This window comes from Aeromonas sp. FDAARGOS 1408 (genome assembly GCF_019048665.1).
Classification (GTDB): domain Bacteria; phylum Pseudomonadota; class Gammaproteobacteria; order Enterobacterales; family Aeromonadaceae; genus Aeromonas; species Aeromonas dhakensis.
Genome location: NZ_CP077394.1, coordinates 3,028,913 through 3,047,422, shown reverse-complemented (window position 1 = coordinate 3,047,422; position 18,510 = coordinate 3,028,913). Strand labels below are relative to the sequence as shown.

Genomic DNA, 18,510 nt, shown 5'->3' with positions numbered 1-18,510 from the left:
TGATCGCAGTAGGCAAGGGGCGTGACCGGCACAGCGGCGCCCGGGGTGGGCGCCAGTCTAGCAGATTGCCCGGCGCGCTTCACTTCTTGCCGGGCCATGGACAAGCCTGCCTTGCGGGCCGGGTGGGTCGACACGTTACAATGGGGGACTGTTTCCCTGAGCGCGGCGTACCATGAGCAAAGCTGAATCCCATCCCCTGATCGAGCCGTTTCTCGACGCCCTCTGGCTGGAGCGGGGCCTCTCCGACAACACGGTCAGCTCCTATCGCACCGATCTGGAAAAATTCTCCCTCTGGCTCGATGAGCAGGGGGGCTCCCTGCTGCTGGCCGGGCTGGACGACATCCAGCACTACCTCGCCTGGCGGGTGGATCACCAGTTCGCGGCCAGCAGCACGGCCCGCTTCTTGTCGGCCCTGCGCCGCTTCTACCAGTATCTCAACCGTGAGAAGCTGCGCAGCGACGATCCCACCGTGCTGCTGGAGGGGCCCAAACTGCCCAAGAAGCTGCCATCGGATCTCAGCGAAGCCGAGGTGGAGGCGCTGCTGCAAGCGCCGCAGGTGGATGACCCGCTGGAGCTGCGCGACAAGGCGATGCTCGAGCTGCTCTACGCTACCGGACTGCGGGTCTCCGAGCTGGTGGGGCTGACCGCCGAGCATGTCAGCCTGCGCCAGGGGCTGGTGCGGGTGGTGGGCAAGGGCAACAAGGAGCGGCTGGTTCCCATGGGGGAGGAGGCGGTGCACTGGCTGGAGCGCTATTACCGTGAGGGTCGCGGCCTGCTGCTGGGGGGCACCAGCTCGGACGTGGTGTTCCCCTCCAAGCGGGCCCAGATGATGACCCGCCAGACCTTCTGGCACCGCATCAAGCTCTATGCCCTGCGGGCCGGCATCAGCGGGGAGCTATCTCCCCACACCCTGCGCCACGCCTTCGCCACCCACCTGCTCAACCACGGCGCCGACCTGCGGGTGGTGCAGATGCTGCTGGGCCACGCGGATCTCTCCACCACCCAGATCTACACCCACGTGGCCAACGAGCGGCTCAAGGCACTGCACGGCCAGCACCACCCGCGCGCCTAGGCCAGACAGAGGCGATCTTTCCCCTCCTGCTTGGCGCGATAGAGGGCGGCATCCGCCCGGGCCAGCACCTCGGCGGGCGGGGCATCCAGCGCCTCGGCCAGCCCACCGCTGAAGGTGACGGTCAAGCCCGGTTCGCGCCAGTTCTGCGTGGCCATGGCCCGGCGCCACTGATCCATCTGCTGCTGTGCCTCCTTAAGCCGCCCCTGCTCGAAGATGGCGACCAGCTCCTCGCCGCCAAAGCGGCAGAGGGTGGCCTTGCCCTCCAGCAACTGGCTGCCCAGGGAGGCGGTGCGTCTGAGCACGCTGTCGCCGGCGGGGTGGCCATGGCGGTCGTTGATCAGCTTGAAGTTGTCGATGTCGATGATGGCCAGCACATAGGGGGTATGTTGCTGGTGCAGCTCGCTCAGCAGGGTGTCCATGTAGCGGCGGTTGTAGAGCCCGGTCAGGGCATCGCGCTGGGCCTTCTCGCTCTCCGCCTGCATCTGGTCCGAAATCAGGGTGATCTCGTCCTCCAGCTCCTCGATGCCCGGAATGCGGGGGATGATGAGGGGCTGTCCCGGCGGGGTGACCCGCAGCTGGCGCACCACCTGCACCAGCATGCCGATGGTGTTCTCCAGCCGCTGATGGAAGATGACGGCCACCAGGATGAACATGACCAGCGACAGCAACAGCCCCATCATCATGTTGGGCAGCAGCTCCCTGATGACGAAGGAGTTGCTGAAGGGGTAGATGATGATGACCTGCCAGCCGGGGTTGTTGGCCAGGGTGTAGTAGGCGATGAGTTCGTCATCCTGGCTCTGGATCGCGCCATTTTTCCCCTGAAGCCGGGATAACCAGGGCTCGTCGAGCGGGGTGGCGTTCAGCAGCGGGTTGCTGTGCGCCACGATGCGCTGATACCTGCGATCGTAGAGCTGGTAAGTCATCTGCTTGCCGCCCTGCAGCATGCGCCCGATCCGGTCCGAGACTCGCGACAGCTCGACGTCCAGACCAATCACGGCCACTATCTTGCCGCTGTGGTTCAAGACCGCCCGCGACAGGGTCACCACCGGGATGTGCTGGACGGTGTCGAGATAGGGGGCACTCCAGATATTGATCCCCGGCGTATGGATGGCATCCAGATACCATGCCTGTTTGGCCATAGCCTGGGGGGAAGGGGGGAGCTGGTGGTTGAAGTTGACCAGGGTATTGTCCCGCTGCACATAGTAGAGCCCCTTCAACAGGCTGCCCGAGCGGCTGAGCTGCTGCCACACCGAGTAGTGCCGCGCCCGCATTTCCGGCGGGAGCACGCCGTCATGGTCGGCGAGATCCACTGCCAGAATATTGAGTTGCTCTTCGACCGAGCTCAGCGCGTTGTCCCATTGCTGGGCCGTACTGCTGCTGAAAAACTCCATGCGCTCGCGTACTACGTTCTGTTGTTTGATGAAAAACAGATAGAGGTTGCTGGCTGTCATCAATAGCAGGGGCAGGGAGAGCAACAGCAAATAGCGCAGAATGAAACCATGTTTCGCTCTGGTCTTCACTGTCGGGGATGTCATGGCGATGATTCCTGTAGGTTTACATTCATTCAAGCATGATGTGCGTGGGATGGGGGCGGATGCAGATCAAGGTCTGGGTGATGCCAAGTGTAAAGTGTTCCGTTGCTGATGTAGCTAAAAAACCGCCCGAAGGCGGTTTTTTTCCAGTACACGACAGGAGCTGGCGCTTATTTTCCCTGTTGGGATTTGAGCAGATCGCGGATCTCGGTCAGCAGCTCCTGATCCTTGGTGGGGCCGGCCGGTGCCGCGGCTTCCTCTTCCTGCTTCTTCTTCAGGGTGTTGATGGCCTTGAGCCCCATGAAGATGGCGAAGGAGATGATCAGGAAGTCGATGATGGTCTGGATGAACTTGCCGTAGGCGATGACCACGGCCGGCGCACTGCCCTCGGCGGCCTTCAGGGTCACGGCGAGGTCGCTGAAGTCCACGCCCCCCAGGATCAGGCCGATGGGCGGCATGATCACGTCACCGACGAAGGAGGAGACGATCTTGCCGAAGGCGGCCCCGATGATGATACCGACCGCCATGTCGATGACGTTGCCTCTGGATGCAAAGGCCTTGAACTCTTGAATCAGACTCATTTTCCCCTCCAAAAATGGGCTAGCAGCGGCCTGGGCCGCCCTGGTGTTTGAATAATAAAGCATCAGGAAAACAGAGGATGACCGTCGTGTTTCCTGTCGTCCCGGTTAGCTTGCTGGGGCTTTGCCCGATTGGCAACCTGTCAGATCGGGATTTTTTTGCGACCCTTCTATTAACCAATCAGTAATTAAGCAGTTGAGGCGAGCATATTTGCTGAGTAACCTTGTGAGTCCATTCGTTCATGCCAAGTGAGTAAAAAAGTGCACTATTTACTGCTGGGAATGATGCTGCTGGGCTCTTTTGCCGTCAGCGCGGGGATGGATCCCCAACTGTTGAAACAGACCATAGAGCGGCGGCTCGGGGTGCAGGTCTACCTGGTGGACGAGACCCCGGTCTCCGGCCTCTATCTGCTTGGCACCGCGCAGGGGCCCCTCTATACCGATGCCAGGGGCGACCATGTGCTGCTGGGCACCATGCTGGATCTGGCCCACGACATGAAGAACCTCACCATGCTGGGCCAGCGTCAACAGCGGCAGCTGGCCCTGGCCCAGATCGGCGAGCGGCGGATGCAGCTCAAGGCCGTGCCCGAGCGCCACCGCCTCACCCTGTTTACCGATCTCGCCTGCCGCGGCTGTCGCACCACCCTGGATGAGCTGTCCGCCTTGCAGGCGAGGGGGGTGAGCGTGCAGCTGCTGCCGGTGCTTGGCCCCTTTGCCGATCTGGCCGAGGCGCAGGCGCGCTGGTGCGATCCCGGGCTGCTGCGCGAACTCGAACTCAGTGATCGTTTGCCTGAGAGCGGCTGTAATGAGATCCTTGCCCATCATATCGGCCTGAGCCAGTGGCTCGGGATCAAGGCACTGCCGAGCTGGGTCCTGCCAAATGGCGACCTGCTGCGCGGTTATCAGAGCCCTGAACAACTGCTCAAGATACTGGATCACATCGATGCCCCTGCTAATCCGTCGTCGTCCGCGCGTGGATGATTCCCATCTGCCCGCCACCCTTCATCCCTTGCTGCGGCAAATCTTCGCCAGCCGTGGGGTCGAAGACCCTGCCCTGCTGGAGCGCAGCGCCAATCAGCTGCTGCCACCCCAGCGCCTGTTCGGTATGGCGCAGGCGGTGCCCCTGCTGGCCGACGCGCTGACGGCGCAAAAGCGCATCCTCATCGTCGGTGACTTCGACTGTGACGGCGCCACCAGCTCGGCCCTGTGCGTGCTGGCCCTGCGCGCCATGGGCGGCCGCCACATCGATTTTCTGGTGCCCAACCGCTTCGAGTTCGGGTATGGCCTCACCCCCGAGATCGTCGAGCTGGCGGTGGCCCGCGGCGCCGAGTTCCTCATCACGGTGGACAACGGCATCTCCAGCATCGCCGGGGTGGCGGCAGCCAAGGCGGCCGGCATGCAGGTACTGGTTACCGATCACCATTTGCCGGGCCAGGAGCTGCCTGACGCCGACGCGATAGTGAACCCCAACCAGCATGGCTGCGACTTTCCCTCCAAATCGCTGGCCGGGGTCGGGGTCGCCTTCTATCTGATGGCCGCCCTCAACACCCACCTGCGCCAGAGCGGCTGGTATGAGCGCCAGGGGCTGCGCGCCCCCAACGTGGCGGATTACCTGGATCTGGTGGCCCTTGGCACCGTGGCCGACGTGGTGGCGCTCGATGGCAACAACCGCATCCTGGTCCATCAGGGTCTGCAACGGATCCGGGCCGGCCGCTGCCGTCCCGGCATCCAGGCGCTGGTGGATGTGTCGGGCCGCGACGGTCGTCGCCTGTGCGCCGCCGATCTCGGCTTTGCGCTGGGGCCGCGCCTCAACGCGGTGGGCCGGCTCGACGACATGTCGCTCGGGGTCGCCTGCCTGCTGAGCGACGACCTCAACCTGGCGCGCCAGCTCGCCTCCGAAATGGACAGCCTCAACCAGGAGCGCAAAGAGATCGAGCAGGGGATGCAGCAGGAGGCGCTGGCCACCTTGGAGCAGATCCGGTTTCGTGACGGCGAGGTGCCCTCCGGTATAGTGCTGCACCGGGACGAGTGGCATCAGGGGGTGGTGGGGCTGGTGGCCTCCAAGGTGAAGGAGAAGTACTACCGCCCGGTCATCGCATTTGCCGAGAGCAGCGAGACCGAGCTCAAGGGCTCGGGGCGCTCCATCCCCGGGGTGCACCTGCGCGATGCGCTGGAACTGCTCGATACCCGTCACCCCGGCCTGATGGGCAAGTTTGGCGGCCACGCCATGGCGGCCGGGCTGACCCTGCCCAAGGCCAATATCGAGGCCTTCGGTCGCGCCTTCGAGGCGGTCATCGGCGAGCTGGTGACCCCTGAGCTCTTGACCGGGGTGCTGCTCACCGACGGCGAACTGCTGCCGGATGAGCTCACCCTCGAGCTGGCGGAGCTTATTCGTGCCTCCGGCCCCTGGGGTCAGGCCTTTCCCGAACCGCTGTTCGACGGCGAGTTCGTGCTGGTGCAGCAGCGGCTGGTGGGGGAGAAGCACCTCAAGATGATGCTGACCACGGATTCCGGCCACGCGGTGGATGCCATCGCCTTCGGGGTCGACTTGCAGCGCTGGCCCGATGCCTCGGTCAAACGGGTGCGGCTGGTCTACCGACTCGACGTCAACGAGTGGCGCGGCAACCGTAGCGTGCAGCTGCTGGTGGAGCATCTGGAGGCCGCCGGCTTCTGATCCGTGAGTCTCTCTTGCTGCCGATGACGGCCACCTCAGGGTGGCCGTTTTTTTATGGTATGAACCCGGATTTTGCCGTTGACCCGTCTATTGCTTCACAGTTTAAGCTTCCCTTCATCGGGTCACGGACCCCACTGAGAGTCGCTGTCATGAAAATATCCGAACTGGCCAGGCGCTGCGGCCTGGCCCGCTCCACCCTGCTCTATTACGAGAAGCTGGGGGTGATTGCGGGAACGAGGGGCGCCAACGGTTATCGCCACTACGACGATGAAGATCTGCAGCGGCTGCGGATGGTGCAGGCCCTGCAGGCGGGCGGGCTCAGCCTCAAGCAGTGCCTCGCCTGTCTGGCGGGGGAGATAGATCAGGAGGTATTGCAAGCCCGGGTCAGAGAGCTGGACGGCGAGCTGGCGCGGATGCAGAGAGCGCGGGATCTGCTGGCAGACCTCGCTGGCTTGCGTTCGCACTCCGGCAACGAGTTCAAGGCCTGGCAACTGCAGCATCAAGCCCCGCAGGCCTACTTTGCCTGGGTGATGAAGCAGGGATTCAGTGAAAAAGAGCGTTATCACCTGCAGTGGCTGAGCAAAGACATGAATGAACACGAGCGCTACATCCGGGATTTCAAGCAGTTGTTGGATGGCATGAGTTATTGGGGGCCGGGCGATAGCCTCTTCACCCAGCAGCAGTTTGCCGCGCTGCCCATGGCGCCTCGCCGGATCCTCGACATGGGCTGCGGGCGCGGCGCCGCCACAATGGCGTTGGCCCAGGTGACGGACGCCGCCATCGTGGCCATCGACCTCGACGAGGAGGCGCTGGCCGCCGTGGCCAGATCGGCCAGCGCGGCTGGCTTTGAGCAGGTCACTACCCTGTGCGCCAACATGGCGGCGCTGCCGGTGGAGCTGGCCCCCGCCGACCTTATCTGGGCCGAAGGGAGCGCCTACACCATAGGGGTGGCCAATGCGCTCAAAGCCTGGCGGGCGCACCTTGCCGGCCCTGATGCCTGCATCGTGTTGAGCGACCTGGTGTGGCTGATAGACACGCCGCCAGAGGAGGCGCTGGCGTTCTGGCAACGGGATTATCCCGCCATGCAGACCCTGGCTGGTCTGCTCAAGACGGTGCAGGAGGCGGGGTATCGCTGCCTGTGGCACACCGAGTTACCGCAAAGGGCCTGGCACAATTATCTGGATCCCATCGAACGCAATCTGGCGCGCCATCGCGCCGAGCTGGGGGATAGCCCAGCCTGGCAAGATCTGAGCCGGGAAGTGGCTATCCACCGCCAATACCTGGGCAGCTACGGCTATGTGATCTGCTGCCTGCAGGCAGTCTGATCAGGCCATCCATTGAAAGAGAGCAAACGGAGAAACCCTTATGAACATCCTCATTCGACCGGAAACGGTCACCGATCACGACGCCATTGAAGCGGTGACCGTGGCCGCATTCTTCAAGGCCCCCCATACCGATCACAACGAGCAGCTGATCGTGCGTGACCTGCGCCAGGCCGGGGCACTCAGTCTGTCGCTGGTGGCGGAGCAGGCGGGGCAAGTGGTCGGCCACCTCTGCTTCTCGCCGGTGACCATCAGCGATGGCAGCGAGCGCTGGTATGGCCTTGGCCCCATTTCCGTCTCCCCCGAGCTGCACGGCAAGGGACTGGGTTCACGGCTGATGGAAGCGGGTCTGGCCGAGCTCAAGGGGATGGGGGCTGCAGGCTGCGTGGTGCTGGGGGATCCCGGCTTCTACGGCCGTTTCGGCTTCGTGTCCGAGCCGGGGTTGACGCTGCCCGGCGTGCCGGCCGAGTACTTCATGGCCCGCTCGTTCGGCGTCGCCATGCCCAGTGGTGAAGTGCGCTACCATCAGGCCTTTGAGCAGGGGTGAGTCCTCACCATGAGAGCAGGCGTCATGGCGCTTGCTCTCATGGTGGTTTTTAATTGCTGGATTTTTTGATAATCAGGGTTTTTAGCATCGATTAAAGCTGATTTCCCATATGGTAAATTCAATAAATCGAGGAATTGTGATAAATTCACCCTTCTTGTTCCTCTTTGTTTGAACCGGATGCATCCCTTGTTGCCCCCTGGCCGACTGTCGACCTGGTCGATGGCCCTCGCCATCGCCTGCCTTCTCTGGCTTGCCGCCTCTGTCGCGGCAGGGGTCGTTGCAACCCCGGGGCCGGCAACGGGAGGGCAGGAGGGCTCGATGCAGCTGCACGAGCCGGCCCAGCGAGGGCTGCTCGACAGCGCCAGCCTGCCGCCAACCTCCCAGTGGCGCCTCGGCTTCGAGCAGGGGCGGCGACTGGAAGGGGCCGCTCATGCCGAGCTCTACCAGATGCTGCTGGCCTGGTTCCAGCATGAGATCCTCGGCCTGCTCTGCGGCCTGCTGTTCTTCCTGCCCCTCATCTACCTCAGGCAGCTGGCCGACCACTTCGGCTATCTGCATCGGCGGCTGCGATGCTGCCACCATCTGCAATTTCGGTTCTGCCACAGCGACTAGAGGCCGGCTGCACGCCACGCGCCCGTTCGATCCGATCCTGATCCCAGCCACAGAGTGCGGCCTGTGGGTCAGGCTCCGATCCGGCGCCTCTTGCACCGCCTTCGTGCCCGCTTGTGCGCAGGGAGGCGGCTCCCGTTCGTACCCGTTGTGAGCTGACCCGATGGACTATTACGTCAACCTCTTCATTCAATCGATCTTTGTGGAAAACCTGGCGCTGGCCTTCTTCCTTGGCATGTGCACCTTCCTGGCCGTTTCCAAGAACATCAACACCGCCTTCGGCCTTGGCCTGACGGTGCTGGTGGTCATGGTGATCGCCATCCCCCTCAACAACCTGATCTACCGCCATATCCTGCGCCCGGAGAGCACCTTTCTCGGCGAGTTTGATCTGAGCTTTCTCGATTTCATCGTCTACATCGGGGTGCTGGCGGCCCTGGTGCAGGTGATGGAGATGGTGCTGGACAAGCACTTTCCGGCGCTCCATCACGCGCTGGGCATCTATCTGCCGCTGCTGACGGTGCACTGCGCCATCTTCGGCGGGGTGATGTTCATGGCGCAGCGGGACTACGACTTTATCGAATCTGTGGTGTATGGAGCGGGCTCAGGCCTGGGCTGGCTGCTGGCCATCGTCGCCATCGCCGGCCTGCGCCAGAAGATGAAATATGCGGATGTGCCTGAGGGGTTGAGGGGGATTGGCATCACCTTCATCGTGGCCGGGCTGATGTCGCTCGGCTTCATGTCCTTCTCCGGCATGTCGTTCTAGCCGGTAGAAAACAACAACGGCCACCCTGGTGGCCGTTGTTGTCTGCCTCAGCCCTCCGCCAGCATGGCGAGCAGCCGGTCACGCACCAGCGGCAGGGTCAGAAAGCCGTCCCGGTCGAGGAAGTGGCCGCCATGCTCCAGGCTGTAGAGCGGCGCGGACAGTCGCTCGCTCAGGTGCTGGCAGTAGGGATAGGGCACGATGGCATCATCCCGGGAGGCTATCACCACCCGGCGGGGGGCCAGCGCCATGATGCGGGCCGGGTCATAATCCGGGGTCATGAAGGGATCCAGCTCCGGCAGGGTGTGCAGCGGCTGATCGAAACCGGAGACCAGCAGGATCCCCCCCACCTGGCTGCCGGCGGGCAGCCGGTCGAGCTGGCGCAGTATGGTGATGCAGCCGAGGCTGTGGCCGAGCAGGAAGGTGTGTTCGTCGTGATCCTGCACCAGGCTGTCCATGGCCGCGTCCCAGGCGGCGGGCTTTGGGTGGTGGGGGTCAGGCATGGCCAGCACCTCGACCCGGACATCCCGGGCCTCGAGTTCGGCCTTGAGCCAGGGAAACCAGTGAGCGTCGGGGGAGGCGGTATAACCGTGCACGATGAAGAGGCGGGTTTGAGACATGGCATATCCTGGGCGGTTGACGATAACGGCGCCACATCATAACAGCGACCAAGGCCCCTCGACATGCCCGTTTCGGGGGCGCCAACCAGCAGGATGTGCTTTGCGACTTGCATAAAAAAGAGCGCCAGAAGGCGCTCTTTTGCTGTCGGCGGGCAGAGGCTTATTTGACCTCTTCCCCCTTGGCCTGCAGATCCGCGTGGTAGGAGGATCGCACGAAGGGACCGCAGGCGGCGTGGCTGAAGCCGAGCTCCATGGCCACGTCTTTGAGCTCGTCGAACTCTGCGGGCGGCACGTAGCGCTTCACCGGCAGGTGGTGGCGGCTCGGCTGTAGGTACTGACCCAGGGTCAGCATGTTGACGCCGTGCTCGCGCAAGTCCTTGAGTACCTGGACTATCTCTTCATTGGTTTCGCCCAGACCCATCATGACGCCGGATTTGGTCGGCACATGGGGATGCATCTCCTTGATGCGGCGCAGCAGCTCCAGCGACCACTTGTAGTCGGCACCCGGACGGGCGACCCGGTACATGCGCGGGGCGGTTTCCAGGTTGTGGTTGAAGACGTCAGGCGGGGTCTCGCGGAACACCTCGAGGGCCTGCTCCATCCGGCCGCGGAAGTCCGGGGTCAGGATCTCGATGCGGGTCTGCGGGCTGTGCTCGCGGATCTGCTTGATGCAGTCGGCGAAGTGCTGGGCACCGCCGTCGCGCAGGTCGTCGCGATCCACCGAGGTGATCACCACGTATTTAAGCCCCATCTCCTTGATGGTCAGCGCCAGCTTCTTCGGCTCTTCCGGGTCGAGTGCCAGCGGGCGGCCGTGGGCCACGTCGCAGAAGGGGCAACGACGGGTGCAGATGGCGCCCATGATCATGAAGGTGGCGGTGCCGTGGTTGAAGCACTCCGCCAGGTTGGGGCAGGAGGCTTCCTCACACACCGAGTGCAGCTTGTTCTTGCGCAGGGTGCTCTTGATGTGCTCGATCTTCTGGCTCGACGGTGGCAGCTTGATCCGCATCCAGTCAGGCTTGCGCAGCACTTCCTCGTTGGGATCCGGCATGAATTTCACCGGGATCAGGGCCATCTTGTCGCCATCGCGCAGCTTGACGCCCGGCTCCATACGAACGGGTTTGCTCATGATTCACTCTCGGTGTTTGTTATTGTTTGATAACCAATCAGGCGGGCCAGTTCGGCCACCAGGATGGATTGCGCCTCGGCCACGCTCTGCGGGCCGCCCAGGGCGCTGGTCTGGGTCATGGCCATGCCCGCATAGCCGCACGGGTTGATGCGCAGGAAGGGGGTCATGTCCATGTTGATGTTGAGGGCCAGCCCGTGGAACGAGCACCCCTTGCGAATGCGCAGGCCAAGGGAGGCCAGTTTGGCCTCCATGCCGAGCTCGTTCTTCACGTAGACCCCGGGGGCATCGGCCTTGGCATAGGCGCTGATGTCGCTGTTGGCCAGGGTGTTGATGATGGCGGTCTCCAGGCAGGTCACCAGCTCACGTACCGTCAGCTTGCTGCGACGCACGTCCACCAGCACGTAGAGCACCAGCTGGCCCGGGCCGTGATAGGTCACCTGACCGCCGCGATCGCTCTGCACCACCGGGATGTCGCCGGGGGCGAGTAGGTGTTCGGCCTTGCCGGCCTGCCCCTGGGTGTAGACGGGGTCATGCTCCACCACCCAGAACTCGTCCGGGGTGTCGGGGGTGCGGCTGTCGGTGAAGGCCTTCATGGCATCCCATACCGGCTGGTAGGGACGACGGCCCAGCTGTCTCACCAGCAGCTGGCTGGCGGACTGTGATGACTCGGCGGGAGTTTGGGGTGACATCTTTCCTCACTGACAGGCGCTTGGGTCGGCCGGCACGGCGCTGGTCGCCGGCGGCAAATAATCAGTCGCCCCGGTGGCGGGGCGAAAGAGGCGACTTACAGGACGTAGCGAACCAGTTCTATGTTGCCGAGGGCGGTATACATGGCTTCGATATGTTCCTTGCTCTGGGCAGTCACAGTGACCCGGACCGAGTGGTAGTTGCCCTTGGAGCTGGGCTGGACGGTCGGGCTGTAGGTGCCGGGGGCGTGCTGCTGCAGCACTTCCACCACCATGTCCGGCAGGGCCGGGTCGGCAACGCCGAGCACCTTGAACGGGAACTTGCAGGGGAACTCCAGCAGTTCATCAAACTTGGTATTCATTTACTCACCTTTTGCGGTCGTCGCGAGACGACTTTCTTGCTTGTGGCTAATGGCCGTTGGCCCCTCGGGGCCGCCATGCCCCCGTCTGTGCGGGGCAATGCTCAAGTGTATATGGGCATTGCCCGGGCCGGGATCAAGGCCGGACCGGCAGACAAGGGATGGAGGTGCTGCTTTTTACCACAAATCGTCAGTCGGCGGAACCTGCAGTTTACAGGGTTATTGACTGGCCCGACCCCAAAAAGACAGCAGCGGCGCCTGTTGGCGCCGCTGTTTGGTCGGGATCCTGCGTGCGGATTACTTGAACCAGCTGGAAACCAGCATCACCAGGTAGTCCCACAGACGGCTCATCAGGCCACCCTCTTGCACCTCTTCCAGGGCGACCAGCGGCACCTGCTTGATCTCCTTGTCCCCTTGCTTGAGGAACACGGTGCCGACGCGCTGACCCTTGGCCAGCGGTGCCTTCAGTTCGCTTTCGAGCTGGAAGTCCGCCTTGAGGTTGTTGCCCTGGCCACGGGTGACCAGCACGGAGACGTCCTTGTCGACGCCCAGCTTCACTTCTGGCTTGTCGCCCATCCAGATCTTCTGGGTCACCAGCTCGGTGCCGGCCTTGTAGGGGGTCAGGCTCTGGAAGAAGCGGAAACCGTAGGTGAGCAACTTCTTGCTCTCGGCGGCGCGGGAGGCTTCGCTGCTGGCGCCCAGCACCACGGCGATCAGGCGCATGCCTTCGTTGTTGGTGGCGGAGGAGACCAGGTTGTAGCCGACCTGGCTGACGTGGCCGGTCTTGATGCCGTCAACCTGCAGGGACTGGTCCCACAGCAGGCGGTTGCGGTTGTGCTGGGTGATGCCGTTGAACACGAAGGATTTCTGGGCGTAGATCTTGTACTCCTCCGGCAGGTCGCGGATCAGGGCCTGGCCCAGGCGCGCCATGTCGTGAGCGGTACTGTAGTGACCTTCCGCATCCAGACCGTGCGGGTTCATGAAGTGGCTGTCGTTCATGCCGAGCTTGGCGGCCCAGCTGTTCATCAGGCTGGCGAAGGAGTCGGTGCTGCCCGCCAGGAATTCGGCCATGGCGACGCAGGCGTCGTTGCCGGACTGGATGATGATGCCCTTGTTCAGGTCATCGACCGAGACCTGCTTGCCCACCTCGATGAACATCTTGGAGGAGTCGGAGTAGTTCTTGGACCAGGCGTTCTGGCTGATGGTCACCATGTCGGTGCGCTTTATGTTCCCCTTCAGCAGCTCCTGGCCGATGATGTAGGAGGTCATCATCTTGGTCAGACTGGCGGGCGGCAGACGCTCTTCGGCGTTCTGCTCGGCCAGTACCTGACCGGAGTAGTAGTCGATCAGGATGTGGGCCTTGGCGGAGATCTCCGGCGCGGCGGGAACCACCACGGGGTTGGCGTTCGGCGTCGGGGTCGGTACAGGCGTGTTGGCCTGGGCGGTGGCGCTTATCAGGGAGGCCAGAATAACTGAACGGGCAAATTTGGACATCTTGAAATTCCTGGTGCCTGGTTGGGGTAACCCAAGTTAAAAATGCGGGCTTCACTATACCAGAAGCGACCGTCGGTCAAAGCCCGACGTGCCATCTGGTCTGGTTTTTTCTCCCTCCGTAGCCGCCATCACGCCGGGAAACGACGTGATGGCGGGCCACAGAGGGCGGTTCGGTCAGCTTGAACCTGAGACGCTCAGGGGACGATGAAGGCTTGCTCCAGCCCCCCCTGGCGCACTTTCTCCAGGGTGGCGGCCTGCTGGTCGGCAGGCACGGGGCCGATCAGCACCCGGAAGATGGCACCATGGGCGTCCACCCGATAGGGCAGGCCGTGACGCTGGGTCATCACCTTGCCCATCGCCTCCGCCCGTGCCTGCGAGCCGCTGGCCAGCACCTGGATCATCTTGCCCTCGCCGCTGCTGGCGGGTGCCGCCGTCTTGGCCGTTGCCGGTTTGGCGGGTTTGGTGACCGGCGCCTTGACTGGGGCCGGCTCTTCTGCCGCCGGCGTGGCCATGGCCAGCTCGGTGGGTTGGCCGACGAAGCCGTCCTGAGCGACGGGGGCCGTGGCGGCCGGGGTGGTCGGCGTCATCTCGATGGGCTTCATGGGGGCCATGAGCACCATCTGATCCGGGGTGTCGTTGATGAGCTCGAGCCGTACCCGCGCCTCGCCCCCTTCCACCATCCCCAGCTGCGTGGCGGCGGCATGGGAGAGGTCGATCAGCCGATCGCTGCCGAAGGGGCCGCGATCGTTGACCCGCACTATGGTCTCTTGCCCGTTCTCCAGGTTGGTGACCCGCACATAGCTTGGCAGCGGCAGGTTGCGGTGGGCGGCGCTGAACAGCTTGCTGTCCTGCACGTCGCCGTTGGCGGTCTGCTGGCCGTCCAGATCCTGGGAGAGCCAGCTGGCGGTCCCCTCTTCGCTGTAGTGCTTGATGTCGCGCCACACCTCGTTCTTCTGCTTGCCTATCCAGTAGTCACGGTTGCCGCTGGCGCTCAGGGGCTCGGGACGCGGGATGGCGCCGGTGGCCTGCGGGATTTCGATGACCTGGGGTTTTTCCGGCTGGACTGGTTCGGGAGGCGGGGGAAGCTGTTCCGGCTGGCTGCTACAGGCGGCCAGCAACAAGGTCAGGCTGAGCGGGAGAAGTTTGTGGCTGTAATGCATACGCGTCCTGGATTGCTTGACTGAGTTGATGCACCGCCATCGCATAGAGCGGGCTGCGGTTATAGCGGGTGATCACGTAAAAATTGTGGCGCGCGACCCAGTATTCCGGTCCATCGGCCTGTTCCAATGCCAGCAGTTTCACCGGCGTGTCGGGTGCCAGCGGGGTGGCGAGTTCAATGCCCGCGGCGGCCAGCTCGGCCCAGGTCTGGGTCAGCTCGGGGGCAGGCCCCAGCAGGGTACCCACTGGCGCCAGTCCGATCAAGGCGGGTTCGACCGCCGACTCCCCCCAGCGCCACTGATGCTCGGCAAAATAGTTGGCGACGCTGCCGATGGCATCCACCGGATTGGCGAACAGATCGCGCTTGCCGTCGCCGTCGAAGTCGACCGCGTAGTGGCGATAGCTGGAGGGCATGAACTGACCCATCCCCATTGCGCCGGCATAGGAGCCCTTGAGAAGGGTGAGTGGCCACTTCTCTTCCCGGGCAAGCAGCACCAGCTGGGCAAACTCCTTGGCGAAGAAGTCGGCCCGCTCGGGGTAGTGAAAGCCCAGGGTGTAGAGGCTGTCGAGCACCGGATGGCGGCCCATCTGGCGGCCGTAGAAGGTCTCGATGCCGATGATGGCGACGATGAGGGAGGCCGGCACCTGATAGGTCTGCTCGGCCCGCGCCAGGGTGGTGGCGTGGCGTTGCCAGAAGCCGACCCCGTCCCGGATCCGCTCCGGAGTGATGAACAACGGCCGGTAGCGATGCCAGGGTTTGGCCTCCCAGGGGCGGCTGATGGTGTCGAGCACCTCCTGGCGCAGGCTGGCCTGGGCGGTGGCGGCCTGGAGCGCGGCCAGCGGCACCTGCTGCTGCTCGGCGAGCCGGGCGAGCCCGGGGGGCTCGACGGCCGCCGTTGCGTTCAGGGCAACGAGAGAGAGCAACACACCAGCCAGTCGCATCAGGCCAGCAGCCTTCTGTGGGTCTGGATGGACATCAGGATGCCGAAGCCGGCCATCAGGGTCACCATGGAGGTGCCGCCGTAGCTCACCAGCGGCAGGGGCACGCCGACCACCGGTAGAATGCCGCTCACCATCCCCATGTTGACGAACACGTAGACGAAGAAGGTCAGCGTCAGGGCACCGCCCAGCAGGCGTTCGAAGCTGTTCTGGGCCTGCATGGAGATAAACAGGCAGCGGCTGATGATGTAGAGGTAGATCACCAGCAGGAGGGCGACCCCCACCAGGCCGAACTCCTCGCTGAACACCGCGAAGATAAAGTCGGTATGCCGTTCTGGTAAAAACTCCAGCTGGGACTGGGTGCCCTGCAGCCAGCCCTTGCCGAACACGCCGCCGGAGCCGATGGCGATCTTGGACTGGATGATGTGGTAGCCACGGCCGAGCGGATCCTTCTCAGGATCCAGCAGCATCAGCACCCGCTGGCGCTGGTAGTCGTGCATCAGGAAGAACCAGAGCACCGGCATGAAGGCGCAGATGAGCAGCACCGCGAGGCCGATGAGCCACCAGCTGATCCCCGCCAGGAAGATGACGAAGAAGCCGGAGGCGGCCACCAGGATCGAGGTGCCAAGGTCAGGCTGGGCCGCGATCAGCAGGGTGGGCAGCAGCACCATGATGAGGCTCAGCACCAGGTGGCTGAACTTGGGCGGCAGCGAATGACGGCTGAGCCAGGCGGCCACCATGATGGGCATGGAGAGCTTCATCACCTCGGAGGGCTGGAACTTCATGAAGCCGAGGTCCAGCCAGCGCTGGGCACCCTTGCCGATGTGGCCGAACACGTCCACCGCGATGAGCAGCAGCACCACCACCGCAAACAGGGGAACCGACCAGCGGGCATAGAGGGAGGGTGGCAGCTGGGCCATGCCGATCATCAGGGCGAACGCCAGTCCGCCACGCACCAGCTGGCGCACGATGGAGTCGACATCCTGACCGGAGGCGGAGTAGAGCACCACCATGGAGAGGGACATCAGGGTCAGCAGGCCGAGCAGCAGCGGCAAGTCGATATGCAGCTTGTACCAGATGCTCTGCTGGCGAGCGGAGTTACTCATGAGAGGCAACCTCTTCGGATTGGGGCTTCTTGGCCGGTGCCGGCGGCAGCTGGGGCTCCGGCGGCAGCAGATAGGCATCCAGCATGTTGCGGGCGACCGGCGCCGCCATGGCGCTGCCGCCCCCGGCGTTCTCCAGCACCAGGGCGACCACCGCCTTGGGTGCTTCGAACGGGGCAAACGAGACGAACAGGGCGTTGTCGCGATGCTCCACCTTGGTGGTGGCCGCGTTGTAGACCTGGTTCTCCTTGAGGCCCACCACCTGGGCGGTACCGGACTTGCCCGCCGCCTTGTAGGGGGTGTTGGCAAAGGCGCGTCGACCGGTTCCTTCGTGGCCGTTGATGACCCGCCACATGCCGTCCTTGGCCACCTGCCAGTAGCTGTCGCTCTTGGTCTGGATGGCCATGTTCGGGTTGATGGGGGCGTTGACCACGCCATCGATGGAGGCGGTGCTCTTGAGCAGGTGCGGCGTCACGTCGTGGCCGTTCTGGGTCAGGATGCTGATGGCCTTGGCCAGCTGGATCGGGGTGGCGCTCCAGTAGCCCTGGCCGATACCGATGGAGATGGTGTCACCCTGATACCAGGGCTGGCGCCAGCGGGCCATCTTCCAGTCGCGGGACGGCATGACCCCCTTGGTCTCTTCGTAGATGTCGACACCGCTGTACTGACCGAAGCCGAACCTGGTCATGTAGCTGTTGATCTTGTCGATGCCGACCCGGTAGGCGAGATCGTAGAAGTAGGTATCCGCCGACACCTCGATGGCGCGATAGACGTCGAGCCAGCCGTGGCCCCAGCGGCGCCAGTCGCGAAACTTCTTGGTGGTGCCGGGGATGGAGAAGCTGGGGCCGCCAAAGTAGCGGTAGTTGGGGGTGATGGCCCCCTCGTTGAGCCCCATCACCGCCATCATGGGCTTGACGGTGGAGGCGGGGGCGTAGATGCCCTGGGTGGTGCGGTTCACCAGCGGCCGGGCCGGATCGTTGAGCAGCGCCGAGTAGTTGGCGCTGGAGATACCGGTCACGAACAGGTTGGGGTCATAGCTCGGGCTCGACTCCATGGCCAGGAGGGCGCCGGTATTGGGATCCATCATCACGATGGCGCCGCGGCGGCCGGCCAGCAGCTGCTGAGCCTTGAGCTGCAGGCGGATGTCGATGTTGAGGTAGATGTCCTTGCCGGGCTCGGGCGGCTGGAACTTGAGAGTGCGCACCACCCGGCCGCGGTTGTTCACCTCGACCTCCTGGTAGCCCGCCACGCCGTGTAGCTGATCCTCGTAGTACTTCTCCACCCCCTGCTTGCCGATATCCTTGGTGGCGGCATAGTTGGCGAGCTTGTCCTCCTTGTCGAGGCGCTCCACGTCGCGGGTGTTGATCTTGGCCACGTAACCCAGCGCATGGGTCAGGGTGTCGCCAAACGGGTAGTAGCGCTTGAGGTAGGCCTCGATGCTGGCACCCGGGTAGTTGTGCTGGTTGACCGAGAAGAGGGCGACCTGATACTCGGTCAGCTTCTCGTACAGGGCGACCGGCTTGAAGCGGCGCTGGCGTTTCACCTCGGCCAGGAACTTCTCCTTGGTCCCCTCCGGCAGCTTCAGCAGGGTGATTAGCTCGTCGGCGGTCTTCTCCAGATCCTTGGTCTCTTCCGGCACGATCTCGAGGCTGTAGACAGGGCGGTTTTCCGCCAGCAGCACGCCGTTGGTGTCATAGATGAGGCCGCGTGGCGGCGCCACCGGCACGACGCGGATGCGGTTGTCGTTGGAACGGGTCTGGTAGGTGTCGTAAGACTCTACTTGTAGGTAGTAGAGATTGCCCAGCAGCACCAGCATCAGCACTATCATGCCAGCGTAGGCGACCAGGGTTCGTCGGAAGAAGAGGCGACCCTCGGCGCTGTGGTCGCGCATTTCGATGCGAGTCTTCAGCATGCCGCTACCTTATGACTGT

18 protein-coding genes are annotated in these 18,510 nt (G+C 63.6%); 7 read left to right on the top strand and 11 right to left on the bottom strand.

The features are described from left to right. Nucleotides 1-172 precede the first annotated feature (172 nt). Nucleotides 173-1,072 carry a site-specific tyrosine recombinase XerD gene (gene xerD / locus I6L38_RS13895; RefSeq protein ID WP_043170228.1) on the top strand — a complete coding sequence of 300 codons (900 nt, stop codon included), beginning with the start codon at nucleotides 173-175 and terminating at the stop codon, nucleotides 1,070-1,072. On the opposite strand, the gene I6L38_RS13890 is transcribed toward xerD, so the two are convergent. Next, nucleotides 1,069-2,607, bottom strand: a complete 1,539-nt coding sequence (locus tag I6L38_RS13890; RefSeq protein WP_010633138.1) for a sensor domain-containing diguanylate cyclase — start codon at nucleotides 2,605-2,607, stop codon at nucleotides 1,069-1,071. The two genes, xerD and I6L38_RS13890, sit on opposite strands and share 4 nt — an antisense overlap. A gap of 167 nt (nucleotides 2,608-2,774) precedes the next feature. After that, nucleotides 2,775-3,185, bottom strand: coding sequence for a large-conductance mechanosensitive channel protein MscL (gene mscL, locus I6L38_RS13885; RefSeq protein ID WP_005298202.1), 411 nt, complete (start codon nucleotides 3,183-3,185; stop codon nucleotides 2,775-2,777). A 258-nt stretch (nucleotides 3,186-3,443) separates the two neighbouring features. On the opposite strand from mscL, the gene I6L38_RS13880 reads away from it, so the two are divergent. The 6 genes from I6L38_RS13880 to nqrE all read left to right on the top strand — a co-directional run bounded on the left by I6L38_RS13880 (nucleotide 3,444) and on the right by nqrE (nucleotide 9,097). Then, complete coding sequence (locus I6L38_RS13880; RefSeq protein WP_017788438.1) at nucleotides 3,444-4,163, top strand: disulfide isomerase DsbC N-terminal domain-containing protein; 720 nt, start codon at nucleotides 3,444-3,446, stop codon at nucleotides 4,161-4,163. Further along, on the top strand, nucleotides 4,126-5,856 hold the full coding sequence (gene recJ / locus I6L38_RS13875) for a single-stranded-DNA-specific exonuclease RecJ (RefSeq protein ID WP_216988644.1): 1,731 nt from the start codon (nucleotides 4,126-4,128) through the stop codon (nucleotides 5,854-5,856). Before I6L38_RS13880 ends, recJ begins: the two co-directional genes overlap by 38 nt. 149 nt (nucleotides 5,857-6,005) lie before the next feature. Further along, nucleotides 6,006-7,181, top strand: coding sequence for a MerR family transcriptional regulator (locus I6L38_RS13870; protein WP_216988643.1), 1,176 nt, complete (start codon nucleotides 6,006-6,008; stop codon nucleotides 7,179-7,181). A 40-nt stretch (nucleotides 7,182-7,221) separates the two neighbouring features. After that, nucleotides 7,222-7,725, top strand: coding sequence for a GNAT family N-acetyltransferase (locus tag I6L38_RS13865; RefSeq protein WP_216988642.1), 504 nt, complete (start codon nucleotides 7,222-7,224; stop codon nucleotides 7,723-7,725). A 318-nt stretch (nucleotides 7,726-8,043) separates the two neighbouring features. Continuing rightward, nucleotides 8,044-8,337, top strand: a complete 294-nt coding sequence (locus tag I6L38_RS13860) for a hypothetical protein (RefSeq protein WP_026141461.1) — start codon at nucleotides 8,044-8,046, stop codon at nucleotides 8,335-8,337. Nucleotides 8,338-8,497: 160 nt separating this feature from the next. Continuing rightward, nucleotides 8,498-9,097: an NADH:ubiquinone reductase (Na(+)-transporting) subunit E gene (gene nqrE, locus I6L38_RS13855; protein WP_010633144.1), complete on the top strand. Its 600-nt coding sequence runs from the start codon at nucleotides 8,498-8,500 to the stop codon at nucleotides 9,095-9,097. 47 nt (nucleotides 9,098-9,144) lie between these two features. Here the strand turns inward: nqrE and I6L38_RS13850 are convergent, their stop codons facing one another. From I6L38_RS13850 to mrdA, 9 genes are all read right to left on the bottom strand, one after another. Next, on the bottom strand, nucleotides 9,145-9,714 hold the full coding sequence (locus I6L38_RS13850) for an alpha/beta hydrolase (protein ID WP_216988641.1): 570 nt from the start codon (nucleotides 9,712-9,714) through the stop codon (nucleotides 9,145-9,147). Between the two features lie 160 nt (nucleotides 9,715-9,874). Continuing rightward, entirely contained in the window at nucleotides 9,875-10,840 is a 966-nt protein-coding gene (lipA, locus tag I6L38_RS13845; protein ID WP_005298218.1) for a lipoyl synthase, read from the bottom strand. Continuing rightward, nucleotides 10,837-11,529, bottom strand: a complete 693-nt coding sequence (lipB, locus tag I6L38_RS13840) for a lipoyl(octanoyl) transferase LipB (RefSeq protein WP_005298220.1) — start codon at nucleotides 11,527-11,529, stop codon at nucleotides 10,837-10,839. The genes lipA and lipB overlap by 4 nt, the downstream gene beginning before the upstream one ends. A 95-nt stretch (nucleotides 11,530-11,624) precedes the next feature. Then, the gene (ybeD, locus tag I6L38_RS13835) at nucleotides 11,625-11,888 is read right to left on the bottom strand and encodes a DUF493 family protein YbeD (protein ID WP_005298227.1); all 264 of its coding nucleotides are present in this window, start codon (nucleotides 11,886-11,888) and stop codon (nucleotides 11,625-11,627) included. 294 nt (nucleotides 11,889-12,182) lie between these two features. Then, nucleotides 12,183-13,379: a D-alanyl-D-alanine carboxypeptidase family protein gene (locus tag I6L38_RS13830; protein ID WP_005298230.1), complete on the bottom strand. Its 1,197-nt coding sequence runs from the start codon at nucleotides 13,377-13,379 to the stop codon at nucleotides 12,183-12,185. 194 nt (nucleotides 13,380-13,573) lie between these two features. After that, nucleotides 13,574-14,539 (bottom strand): septal ring lytic transglycosylase RlpA family protein, encoded by a 966-nt coding sequence (locus I6L38_RS13825; protein ID WP_216988640.1) that lies wholly within the window; start codon nucleotides 14,537-14,539, stop codon nucleotides 13,574-13,576. Beyond that, nucleotides 14,481-15,479, bottom strand: a complete 999-nt coding sequence (mltB, locus tag I6L38_RS13820) for a lytic murein transglycosylase B (protein WP_216988639.1) — start codon at nucleotides 15,477-15,479, stop codon at nucleotides 14,481-14,483. The genes I6L38_RS13825 and mltB overlap by 59 nt, the downstream gene beginning before the upstream one ends. Next, on the bottom strand, nucleotides 15,479-16,582 hold the full coding sequence (gene rodA / locus I6L38_RS13815) for a rod shape-determining protein RodA (RefSeq protein WP_005298235.1): 1,104 nt from the start codon (nucleotides 16,580-16,582) through the stop codon (nucleotides 15,479-15,481). Before rodA ends, mltB begins: the two co-directional genes overlap by 1 nt. Next, nucleotides 16,575-18,491, bottom strand: coding sequence for a penicillin-binding protein 2 (gene mrdA / locus I6L38_RS13810; protein ID WP_124250379.1), 1,917 nt, complete (start codon nucleotides 18,489-18,491; stop codon nucleotides 16,575-16,577). The genes rodA and mrdA overlap by 8 nt, the downstream gene beginning before the upstream one ends. Nucleotides 18,492-18,510 lie beyond the last annotated feature (19 nt).

What these genes read in the sequence shown, in the direction of transcription:
- xerD (WP_043170228.1), top strand. Translation starts at nt 173, where the DNA reads ATGAGCAAAGCTGAATCCCATCCCCTGATCGAGCCGTTTCTCGACGCC.
- I6L38_RS13890 (WP_010633138.1), bottom strand. Translation starts at nt 2,607, where the DNA reads ATGACATCCCCGACAGTGAAGACCAGAGCGAAACATGGTTTCATTCTG.
- mscL (WP_005298202.1), bottom strand. Translation starts at nt 3,185, where the DNA reads ATGAGTCTGATTCAAGAGTTCAAGGCCTTTGCATCCAGAGGCAACGTC.
- recJ (WP_216988644.1), top strand. Translation starts at nt 4,126, where the DNA reads ATGCCCCTGCTAATCCGTCGTCGTCCGCGCGTGGATGATTCCCATCTG.
- I6L38_RS13870 (WP_216988643.1), top strand. Translation starts at nt 6,006, where the DNA reads ATGAAAATATCCGAACTGGCCAGGCGCTGCGGCCTGGCCCGCTCCACC.
- I6L38_RS13865 (WP_216988642.1), top strand. Translation starts at nt 7,222, where the DNA reads ATGAACATCCTCATTCGACCGGAAACGGTCACCGATCACGACGCCATT.
- I6L38_RS13860 (WP_026141461.1), top strand. Translation starts at nt 8,044, where the DNA reads ATGCAGCTGCACGAGCCGGCCCAGCGAGGGCTGCTCGACAGCGCCAGC.
- nqrE (WP_010633144.1), top strand. Translation starts at nt 8,498, where the DNA reads ATGGACTATTACGTCAACCTCTTCATTCAATCGATCTTTGTGGAAAAC.
- I6L38_RS13850 (WP_216988641.1), bottom strand. Translation starts at nt 9,714, where the DNA reads ATGTCTCAAACCCGCCTCTTCATCGTGCACGGTTATACCGCCTCCCCC.
- lipA (WP_005298218.1), bottom strand. Translation starts at nt 10,840, where the DNA reads ATGAGCAAACCCGTTCGTATGGAGCCGGGCGTCAAGCTGCGCGATGGC.
- lipB (WP_005298220.1), bottom strand. Translation starts at nt 11,529, where the DNA reads ATGTCACCCCAAACTCCCGCCGAGTCATCACAGTCCGCCAGCCAGCTG.
- ybeD (WP_005298227.1), bottom strand. Translation starts at nt 11,888, where the DNA reads ATGAATACCAAGTTTGATGAACTGCTGGAGTTCCCCTGCAAGTTCCCG.
- I6L38_RS13830 (WP_005298230.1), bottom strand. Translation starts at nt 13,379, where the DNA reads ATGTCCAAATTTGCCCGTTCAGTTATTCTGGCCTCCCTGATAAGCGCC.
- I6L38_RS13825 (WP_216988640.1), bottom strand. Translation starts at nt 14,539, where the DNA reads ATGCATTACAGCCACAAACTTCTCCCGCTCAGCCTGACCTTGTTGCTG.
- mltB (WP_216988639.1), bottom strand. Translation starts at nt 15,479, where the DNA reads ATGCGACTGGCTGGTGTGTTGCTCTCTCTCGTTGCCCTGAACGCAACG.
- rodA (WP_005298235.1), bottom strand. Translation starts at nt 16,582, where the DNA reads ATGAGTAACTCCGCTCGCCAGCAGAGCATCTGGTACAAGCTGCATATC.
- mrdA (WP_124250379.1), bottom strand. Translation starts at nt 18,491, where the DNA reads ATGCTGAAGACTCGCATCGAAATGCGCGACCACAGCGCCGAGGGTCGC.